The 2,677-nt window shown below is 22.6% G+C and carries 4 protein-coding genes and 1 pseudogene; 1 reads left to right on the top strand and 4 read right to left on the bottom strand.

Features of this window, described 5'->3' with window-relative positions; all coding sequences use genetic code 11:
- Positions 1-314: transposase (locus tag MBCUT_RS00040; RefSeq protein WP_211263739.1), on the top strand; the 314-nt coding region annotated here is incomplete at its 5' end.
- A gap of 411 nt (positions 315-725) precedes the next feature.
- Here the strand turns inward: MBCUT_RS00040 and MBCUT_RS11640 are convergent.
- The 4 genes and pseudogenes from MBCUT_RS11640 to MBCUT_RS10655 form a co-directional block, all read right to left on the bottom strand.
- Positions 726-857, bottom strand: a complete 132-nt coding sequence (locus MBCUT_RS11640) for a hypothetical protein (protein WP_281177916.1) — start codon at positions 855-857, stop codon at positions 726-728.
- 33 nt (positions 858-890) lie between these two features.
- The gene (locus MBCUT_RS00035) at positions 891-1,118 is read right to left on the bottom strand and encodes a PRC-barrel domain-containing protein (RefSeq protein WP_067257138.1); all 228 of its coding nucleotides are present in this window, start codon (positions 1,116-1,118) and stop codon (positions 891-893) included.
- Between the two features lie 523 nt (positions 1,119-1,641).
- Positions 1,642-2,052 carry a hypothetical protein gene (locus tag MBCUT_RS00030; RefSeq protein WP_067257135.1) on the bottom strand — a complete coding sequence of 137 codons (411 nt, stop codon included), beginning with the start codon at positions 2,050-2,052 and terminating at the stop codon, positions 1,642-1,644.
- 243 nt (positions 2,053-2,295) lie between these two features.
- A pseudogene (locus MBCUT_RS10655) lies at positions 2,296-2,475 on the bottom strand (hypothetical protein); the annotation flags it as partial.
- Positions 2,476-2,677 lie beyond the last annotated feature (202 nt).

Below are 2,677 nucleotides of genomic sequence, written 5' to 3'. Positions count from 1 at the left end.
TAAAAGAAGGAGATTGGAAAGAGATGTTTGAAAATGAAAAAAGAATCGTGATTGTTTTGGATAATGCTAAAACACATATAGCTAAAATTGGAAAAACAATTGCAAAAATTCTTAATATAAAATTAGTATTTCTTGAAAAGTATGCTTCAGATATTAATCCCATAGAACGAGTTTGGTACTCTATAAAAGATAAATTATCAGTTACATATGTTGAAGATGAAATGTTTTTAATGACGGAATTTTCACGATATTTCTATATCTACGCCAATTCCAGAACATTAATAGAAAATTGGCTCGATACATACATTAATTAGAAACTTTATTTTCAGGACTATATAATAATTTGTATAAATATAGTACTGGACATTTGATTTAAAAATAATATTAAATTTTTAATCGTTGAAATTCTTTTATTTATAAAAATAATGATTGATAGGAATATTTAAAAATATTATAATTTTGAGAAGTTTTGTCGAGAGTGTAAATTTTTGTGGAGTTTTTCTAAAATTTTCAGTTTTACTTATAAAGTTTTATAAATGAAAAGTGATTTTTTCCAAAAAACTCCACACTTTTTTACACTCTCGTTTTGTCCAATACTATATATACTTAAATTTAAATAATTGTTCACTGAACTCGTAATTATAGGTCATCTTCAAATAATAAAATAAAAAATTAATAAATCTGAAAATTATTTACAGTATTTATTTCATAGCTATACTTATTGATTATACTAACCTCATTATACCATAAACTATTAATGCCAAACCTACTATCCATGCAATAATCGGAGGATAAACTATTACAACTAATCCTGCAATAATAGCTACTATTCCTACACTCATCATTCTGTTTTCCATATAAATCACCTTGTTTTTGTTTTTATGTAATTATTAATCGTTCCCACTTACTGCTACATTTAATAACACAACATCATTAATGTTATCAATATGATTATATGCCAGTGTTTTTTTTCTACTAAAAAAAATATTATTTTTCCATTTAATAATAATATCCTTGATAGTTCCATCGGCTGTATCAAATTCAACAGTATCTATCTTACCAACACTTTGACCTTCAGTGTCTATGACTTCCATTCCTGTAAAATCATTCATTTTCATAATTAAACCTCCTTTATTTCCATATTATCCTCAAAATTAATTTTTTAAATAAAATGGTCTTTAATTATATAACAACTATGATTTAGAAATACAAGTTTCATAAATTCATTATCGAAAATAACAAATTTATAATATTGAGTAAATATTAATATCTGTTGTTAATCATATTTAAATTTTTGCCATTTGAAAATTATAAATACTAAATCAGTCAAAATTGGATAATTAATGAAAATAAAACATTAATTCCTATGAAAAAGTATCACAGATAAAAAAAAAAAAAAAAAAAAAAAAATAACTTTTTTAAAATACATTACTTCAAGTCGTGGCCAAAAATCAGATTTTTGAAAATTTCAATTGAAATAACAATATACACATTGTTTAAATCTCATATAATTAATGAATTTAAAGGAAAAAATAACAGGTATCAGCAATAAAACACAGTATAACTCCACATAATATAAATCCAATTATAAGATAAAAATATAAAAAATTAATAGAAATTTTTATCTACATATTTAAGTATCTACATATTTAAGTCTTTGATTTTGTTATCAAAATCTCCCTTAACCTCAGTAGCTTTACCAGTTATATCTTTTTTAGATGTATTATCCATTCCATCTTCAACATAATCTTTGATTTCAATAATTGCATCCTGATCATTGAAACTTTTACTGAATTTGTTCCTTACATCCTCCTCATGATTCTTCCAAATGAATTCATTCTTTGTATCACTCTTAAATTCATTCTCAGAATCATTTTTATTATCATTAAAAGTATTCTTAAAATCATCTATATTGTCATTTGAAATGTTATTATTTGATTCTTTAATTGTCTGTTTATTATTAATTTCGCTATCTTGTTCTTTATTATATCTTTTTGCACCTTCCAATTTGTTCATAATTTTTAAATCATAGTCCTTATCATTTTCAACCATAATAGCATTCACCCCTTCACTAATTAATAATTAATAATACAATAATATGTAGTTTATACTATTTAATTATTACTATTAAAAAGGATAAATAAGGACTACTTATTCATTAATAAGATTGTCTAAAGCGTAGACAGCATAATAATGAATACAAAAAGAGAAATAAAAGAATTAATAAATAAATAAAATAAGTTCATAAAATAACGAATTAAATAACATTATTTAATAACTAGCAAACTAATAATTTTAACTAATAAATAATCTTAAATAGAACTCATTATCAAGATAGAAAAATATCATTAAATAATTACTTTTCATTAAAAAATCAGCTAAATAGCTGACCATTATTGAAGAAGCAGTCAAATCAGCTGTTGTTCCCGGATTTAATTTATTTACAAAAAGATAATTATCAAAATCATTCAATTTTTATAAAAATAAATGTGATAAAAACATGAAAAAATCTTTATTACAATTCATTATACTTTTTTTGTGTTTTATTTTGAGACTGTCAAAATGTTAGTTGTTATTTTTTTCGCAGAAATCGTTGCTGATTTTAATGTATTTTAAACAGCTTTTTGATGATAATTGTGCCGTAGGCACGCAATTTTTTTAAAAAACGTGAAAAGAA

This window comes from Methanobrevibacter cuticularis, assembly GCF_001639285.1.
Taxonomy (GTDB): domain Archaea; phylum Methanobacteriota; class Methanobacteria; order Methanobacteriales; family Methanobacteriaceae; genus Methanobaculum; species Methanobaculum cuticulare.
Note: the sequence above shows the minus strand (reverse complement) of the source record. Positions and strands in the feature narration are given on the sequence as shown.

Bases quoted from the DNA above. Each gene is read 5' to 3' on its own strand.
- MBCUT_RS11640 (WP_281177916.1), bottom strand. From the start codon at position 857: ATGGAAAACAGAATGATGAGTGTAGGAATAGTAGCTATTATTGCAGGA.
- MBCUT_RS00035 (WP_067257138.1), bottom strand. From the start codon at position 1,118: ATGAAAATGAATGATTTTACAGGAATGGAAGTCATAGACACTGAAGGT.
- MBCUT_RS00030 (WP_067257135.1), bottom strand. From the start codon at position 2,052: ATGGTTGAAAATGATAAGGACTATGATTTAAAAATTATGAACAAATTG.